Source organism: Candidatus Cloacimonadota bacterium, assembly GCA_016932035.1.
Classification (GTDB): domain Bacteria; phylum Cloacimonadota; class Cloacimonadia; order JGIOTU-2; family JGIOTU-2; genus Celaenobacter.
In genome coordinates, this window is the sequence record JAFGDR010000037.1 from 23,491 (window position 1) to 29,862 (window position 6,372).

Here is a 6,372-nt window from a genome sequence, read left to right on the forward strand (position 1 = left end):
AGGTTATAATGGAACTCAAAGAAAAAGTATCACAAGAGTTAGATAAAGTCCGTCCTGCTCTTAAAGGCGATGGCGGTGATGTAAAATTGATCGATGTAACAGATGACGGTGAAGTTAAAGTCGAGCTTCAGGGCTCATGCCGTGGATGTCCTTTCTCCCAGATGACACTGAAATACAGTATCGAAAAACAACTTAAAGATAAGATTCCAGAAGTTAAGAACGTGACAGCTGTGTAAGCGTGAAAGAAAAAATAAAATTCAAAAAGATAGCGGGGTATACGCTACTTGGACTCGGAATTGTCGGTCTTTTTACTCCCTTTCTGCAGGGTATTCTTATGATTGCTGCAGGTTTGGGATTGATCGAAAATAAAAAACTGAACAAGATCGTGTATAATTTTCGGGAAAAAATCTACCGGATATTCAGAAAAAAGAGGGATGTGGGGGACGATCCTTTAGAGGAACTTGAGCGGGAAGATTAATCCTGGTCATTTTCCTCGGGAAGAATCATGATCATGACCTTCTCGATCTTTCTAGCAGTTACCTGTTTGATCGTAAACTCATAATTCTTTATCACTAACTTCTCATTATAACGAGGGATTCGCTCAAATTTCTCAATGAGCATACCGGCAAGTGTCTCATACTCTCCCTCATCAAGATCGATGTTATAATCATCTATGAGACGCTCGATCTCAACCTCACCATTAACAAGATATGTTGTTTCATTAACTTTGTTTATATCATTTTCCTGTGCATCATATTCATCCTCTATCTCACCAACCAGTTCTTCGAGAAGATCTTCAACTGAAATAATACCCGCAGTTCCGCCGTATTCATCAACAACAACAGCAATAGGTGTTTTGTTCTGCTGCATCTTTTTAAGAAGTGTAGTCGCCTTCATGACCTCAGGGACGAAATAGGTCTCTCGTATAAAATTACCGGCAGGAAGCGAAAGATCTTCAACTTCAAGCAGATCGTGGATCACCAGCATGCCTTCAATATGATCGATGTCCGATGAGTAGACAGGGAAACGTGTAAATCCAACCTCTTTAACAAGATCGATCACATCCTGAATCGAGGTGTCTGACTTAATCCCAACAATATTCGTACGTGGGATCATGATATTTTTAACGGTCAGATCACGGAAATCGAGCACCTCTTCGATAAGATCGTGCTCATCTTTCTGGACCTCGCCCCCTTTCTCTGCTTCTCCAAGAAGATAGAATAGGTCATCTTTAGTGAACATGTGACCATTGCTTCTTTTATCGATTTTTAACAAGCTGAAAAAAGCAATGTTTATCTTACTGAGTACCCAGATCATAGGATGAAAGAGAAAGGCAAAGAATTGTATGATAAAAAAGAATCTCGGTATAGATACATTGCAGGTGTTTCTGATAAGAATTTTGGGAATGATCTCAGCAAAGACAAGGAGCACACCCGAGAGGAGTAGCGTTGCTACTGTTTCGGACATGATATCTTTCTTGATCATAAATGCAGTAAAAACTGATGAGACGATGATAATGGAGATATTCGTTCCGATGAGGGTTGTGCCGAGTACTTTGTCCGGATTTGTGACAAAATCATAGAGTTTCTTTTTGCTCTTACTTTTTACGGATTCGTGTTTCAGTCGATGCTTATCAAGGGATATAAGACCGATCTCAGTGCCTGAGAAAAATGCAGCACCCACAAAAAATATTGCAACAATAATGATGCTTATCATTGTGTTTTTCTGACTGTGATGTTATTCATTATTTAACATCTCTTCCTGCATGGCAATATGCAGAGCGTCGATGAGTTCGTCAATATTTCCATCCATAAATGATTCAAGATTGTGTGATGTGTAGTTGATCCTGTGATCGGTAATGCGCGATTGAGGGTAGTTATAGGTGCGTATCTTTGCGCTTCTGTCACCCGTTCCAACCATTGATCTTCGTTGTCGTGCAATGGATTGCTGCTGCTTCTGGATTTCAAGATCAAGCAATCGAGAACGAAGCACTTTCATTGCCTTGTTCTTATTTTTTAGCTGGGATTTCTCATCCTGGCATGTGACGACCGTATTAGTTGGGATGTGTGTAATTCGTACGGCTGAGTCCGTGGTATTGACACTCTGTCCACCTGGACCGGATGAACGGTACACATCGATCTTGAGATCATTCTCGTCGATGGCAAAATCAATATCTTCTGCTTCAGGAAGCACAACAACAGATGCTGCTGATGTATGAATTCTTCCGGATGATTCAGTCTCTGGAACACGCTGAACTCTATGCACACCGCTTTCAAACTTGAGTGTTCCATATGCATTTCTGCCGATGACTTCAAAGGAGATTTCCTTCAAACCACCCATGCCGGTTGGATTGGAATTCATGATGTCGATCTTCCATCCTTTATTTTCAATGAAATGTGTGTACATTCTGTAAAGGTCTGCTGCAAAAAGAGCTGCTTCGTCACCACCTGTTCCTGCCCTGATTTCCATGATCGCATTTTTGGTGTCATTCTCATCTTTTGGAATAAGGAGTGTTTTCAATTGGAGAGTCAGTTCATCAATCTTTTTTTCAAGATTAGTGTTTTCTTCTTCGATGAGAAGAACAAGCTCTTCTTCCTTTTCGTGTTTGAGGGCTTCTTTATTCTCTTCAAGAGCTTCGATATTGGATTGAAGTTCTTCAGCGCATTTCAGTATTTCTGATATCTCTTTGTATCGAGCTGAGATGTCTTTATAGATATCTATTTGGTTAATAATATCCGGGTCAGAAAGCTGCTTCTCGATGTCCGAATATTCCTGTTCCAGTTCGGATACTTTATTCAGCAGGTTTGTCATCGTCCAAATATTCTACATCAGGATAGGTGACCGGCATGCCGAGTGCTGCATGAAGAGCGCAGATGGCAACTTCGAGCTGTTTCTCGTCCGGTTCCTGAGTCGTTATTCTTTGCAGAGCTAATCCAGGAGCCGAGAATGCCTTCACCAGCCAATGATTAATGTTCTTTCCTGAAAATCGTAATATCTCATATGACATTCCTGATACAAGAGGAAGCAAGAGAAGGTGGAGTAAAATTCGAATCCCAAGCGGAATTGCATGACCAAGTATCAGTGCGAGGATCGTATCAAAGATCGAAAAAACAAGAATTGCAATAACGAGTACGATCAGCATAAAACTTGTACCGCATCGGGGATGAAAGGTTCGGAATTTTTTTGTGTCATCGAGGGTAAACTCAGGATTTCCTTCATAAGCAAAAACCGATTTATGTTCTGCGCCGTGATATTCAAAAAGTCGGTGAACGTCTTTGAGTAAACTGATCAGGAAAACATACAATACAAAGAATACAATTCTGATCCCTCCAGCAAAAAGATTGAAGAGCAGACTCGTCTTTTCGATGTCGATCCAATATGCAATACGATAGGGAAGGAAAACAAAAAGAAGAAATGCAAGACCAAAGGCAAAAATATAGGAAAAGGCAGTATATAATTTCTCGAAGAAAACATTCTTTTTCTTTTCCGGTTTGTTCTCTTCTTCATCCTTAATTGCTTCTTCTGCTGAGAAGTTCAGTGTTTTAATACCGATTGACAGCATTTCGATAAGAGAGACAAATCCTCGAATAAGAGGAAGTCCAAAGAATTTATTGGTTTTGGTTTTGGAAATGAATTCCTCTTTTTTTATGATGATATGTCCGTCTTTTTTCCGCAGAGCTGTTGCAATATGCTGGGGACCGCGCATCATGACGCCCTCGATAACTGCCTGTCCGCCGACGGCTATTTCCGGTTTTTCTTTCATAAGCTCAATTTTAGACAAAAGTATCCTATTTGTGTTTAATTATGGGTGGGATCAATTGGTAACAAACTCCCTACAAAGGATTGCTATTGTTCTTTTTCTTCTTTTTTTACCTGATATTTACTGTATTTCTTTCTGAACTTGTCAATACGACCTGCGCTGTCCATCAGTTTCTTCTTACCAGTATAGAACGGATGGCATTCCGAGCAGATTTCCACATGGATTTCCGGAACGGTATCCCTGGTCTCAAAGGTGTTTCCGCATGCGCATTTGACAACACATTTTTGATATTTTGGATGAATATCTTTTTTCATGTATATGAACTCCGTTAGTACATTTGATTTGTTACACAATTTATGACCGCCTTTTGTGGTGTCAAATTTTATAAAGCATGTTTAATTTATATTTCTAAAATTGTAATTTCTCGAGTAACAGCATCGCTCGCTTAAGATGAGTGCCTTTCCAATAAATCTTGCCACATCGAATACATTGATGGAAGTGATCATGGGTACGAAAAACATATTCGGGAATAAGCTTCCTCACATATTCTTTGTCTATGGGAGTGGTCTTTCGATTGCAGATGAGACATCTCGTGAATGCTTTTTCTGCTGTTAGTTTGTTCGCGCTATCGATTTCCCGAAGCTGTTCTTTGACAGTGTTAGAACGAAGAAATATTATCGGAACAGGAAAAGGATGCTTCAAAAAATGACGATGCTTTGTAACAATAGTCCGGTCTTCGCTTTGAGCAATACTTAATAATGTTACGGGCTTGATGTTATTCCTGTAAAAAGTATCATATCCAAGCAAACGAAGCCATTTTGCCAGCTTACCAAGCATCGAGTCGACCGCAAAACGAGGTATGTTTTCCATTTATCAATAGAAAACATTAATCATAAAAAAATTGTCAAAAAAATATCATAAAGTAAAATTCATATGCTGAGGAAATCGAATGAAAAAGAGAATTTTGCTGCTCTCCATGCCAAACTACACAGTTGGTTTTTATAGGGGAATGCGCGTCCCGTCACTTGGATTATCATCCCTTTCAACCAGTCTCGATAATACATTCGTTGAAAAAATAGTGATCGCTGATCTGCTTATGGTACAGCACAATCTGAAACATTATATCATCAAATTGCTAAAAAAATTCCAGCCCCACATTGTTGGATTGACATGCATGAGTTTTCAATATGAAACGGCAATCGAAATAGCAAAGATAATCAAAAAAATAAATCGGGATATCATAACTGTTTTTGGCGGCTACCACCCAACTCTGGCTTACGATCTGATTTCAGATTCTGATGAGAAAAAGTATATCGATTATCTCATTCGTGGTGAGGGAGAAGAAGCACTCAACAGATTGGTAAAAGCACTCAATAGGAAAGATGAGATTGATAAGATTCCTAATGTATCATATAAGTATGATGGAAATTTTATTCACAATTCACGTCAGCCAATCCTCGATCTTGAGAATATCAAATTACCCGATCGAACTTCTCGAATTACTAAACATTACTCCATTTTTGGTAGAAGAGGTGATGTTGTTGAGACCTCACGCGGCTGCACGATGTTATGTGATTTCTGTTGCATGCCCCAGATGTATGGGAGAACTTTCAGGAAATATCCGATCGAACGGGTGATCGAGGATATAAAAGTAACATCTAAACTTGGTGCTGAAGCAATTTTCTTTATAGACGATAACATCTTTGTGAATCCGGCACACCTTGCAGAATTGTGCGATCAAATTCTCAAAAATGGACTGCAAAATATTCATTATACCATTCAGGCCAGTGTCGCAGGTATTGCATGTGATCAGAATCTAGTAAAACTGATGGCTCGGGCTGGATTCAAAGTTGTTTTCCTCGGTATTGAGAATATAAAGAAAACAAACGTTCAATTCCTTTCAAAAGATAAAAGAGTTCTCGAACAAACCACCTATGCGATAGAATTATTACGAAGCCATAAGATCATAACTGTTGGAGGATTTATTCTTGGAAATCCCGAAGATGATGAAATGAGTCTTTGGGATCACTTTGATTTTGCTCAGACGAACTGTCTTGATGTGCCGCTTTTTATGATCCTTACGCCCTTTTTAAAAACCAGTATTCGTAATAAAATAATCGAAGAAGGACTCCTCACAAATCCTGATGATTTTTCATTTTACGATCTCTCACATGCGAATGTTCGGACAAAATATCTTAATCAGCATGAGCTTAATGTTATAAAAAGCAACATGTATGGAAGGTACAATACATCCACCTTAGGAAAACACAACTTAGTTCGTATTCAGTACCCCAGACTTTTTTTTAGTCTTCTTGCAGATGAATTACCTCGATTGTTTATGGATAATTTACGAAAATTTATTTACGAAAACTGGAAGTATGAAAATTTTAAAGCCGGAAAGAAAAGGGAAATCCGAAGAATGCATCGGTGGCTACTCGATAAGAGAAGTACCATCGAGAAAGAGTTGGTTGAATATACTAATTAATTGACAATCTAATCAAAATAATGAGTTGCATTTTTCAACGTATAGAGGATATCCATATGAAAATAATATCCTGGTTATTTTTATGTTTTACATTGATTGGTGCTTCTTGTGAAAACCGAGAAAGTGA

The 6,372-nt window shown here is 38.8% G+C and carries 8 protein-coding genes; 3 read left to right on the top strand and 5 right to left on the bottom strand.

Features of this window, described 5'->3' with window-relative positions; genetic code table 11:
- Positions 1 to 8 precede the first annotated feature (8 nt).
- The gene (locus JW794_06875; GenBank protein ID MBN2017829.1) at positions 9 to 236 is read left to right on the top strand and encodes a NifU family protein; all 228 of its coding nucleotides are present in this window, start codon (positions 9 to 11) and stop codon (positions 234 to 236) included.
- A gap of 2 nt (positions 237 to 238) precedes the next feature.
- Positions 239 to 478, top strand: a complete 240-nt coding sequence (locus JW794_06880) for a hypothetical protein (protein MBN2017830.1) — start codon at positions 239 to 241, stop codon at positions 476 to 478.
- On the opposite strand, the gene JW794_06885 is transcribed toward JW794_06880, so the two are convergent.
- The 5 genes from JW794_06885 to JW794_06905 all read right to left on the bottom strand — a co-directional run bounded on the left by JW794_06885 (position 475) and on the right by JW794_06905 (position 4,630).
- A complete protein-coding gene (locus tag JW794_06885; protein MBN2017831.1) occupies positions 475 to 1,716 on the bottom strand; it encodes an HlyC/CorC family transporter in 1,242 nt (413 codons plus the stop codon). The two genes, JW794_06880 and JW794_06885, sit on opposite strands and share 4 nt — an antisense overlap.
- 21 nt (positions 1,717 to 1,737) lie before the next feature.
- Complete coding sequence (gene prfA, locus JW794_06890; protein ID MBN2017832.1) at positions 1,738 to 2,811, bottom strand: peptide chain release factor 1; 1,074 nt, start codon at positions 2,809 to 2,811, stop codon at positions 1,738 to 1,740.
- Positions 2,792 to 3,763 (bottom strand): DUF1385 domain-containing protein, encoded by a 972-nt coding sequence (locus JW794_06895; protein MBN2017833.1) that lies wholly within the window; start codon positions 3,761 to 3,763, stop codon positions 2,792 to 2,794. The genes prfA and JW794_06895 overlap by 20 nt, the downstream gene beginning before the upstream one ends.
- Before the next feature lie 83 nt (positions 3,764 to 3,846).
- Positions 3,847 to 4,074: a 50S ribosomal protein L31 gene (gene rpmE / locus JW794_06900; GenBank protein MBN2017834.1), complete on the bottom strand. Its 228-nt coding sequence runs from the start codon at positions 4,072 to 4,074 to the stop codon at positions 3,847 to 3,849.
- Positions 4,075 to 4,168: 94 nt separating this feature from the next.
- The gene (locus tag JW794_06905; GenBank protein MBN2017835.1) at positions 4,169 to 4,630 is read right to left on the bottom strand and encodes a Mut7-C RNAse domain-containing protein; all 462 of its coding nucleotides are present in this window, start codon (positions 4,628 to 4,630) and stop codon (positions 4,169 to 4,171) included.
- Positions 4,631 to 4,709: 79 nt separating this feature from the next.
- On the opposite strand from JW794_06905, the gene JW794_06910 reads away from it, so the two are divergent.
- Positions 4,710 to 6,245 (top strand): B12-binding domain-containing radical SAM protein, encoded by a 1,536-nt coding sequence (locus JW794_06910; protein ID MBN2017836.1) that lies wholly within the window; start codon positions 4,710 to 4,712, stop codon positions 6,243 to 6,245.
- The last annotated feature ends 127 nt before the right edge of the window (positions 6,246 to 6,372 follow it).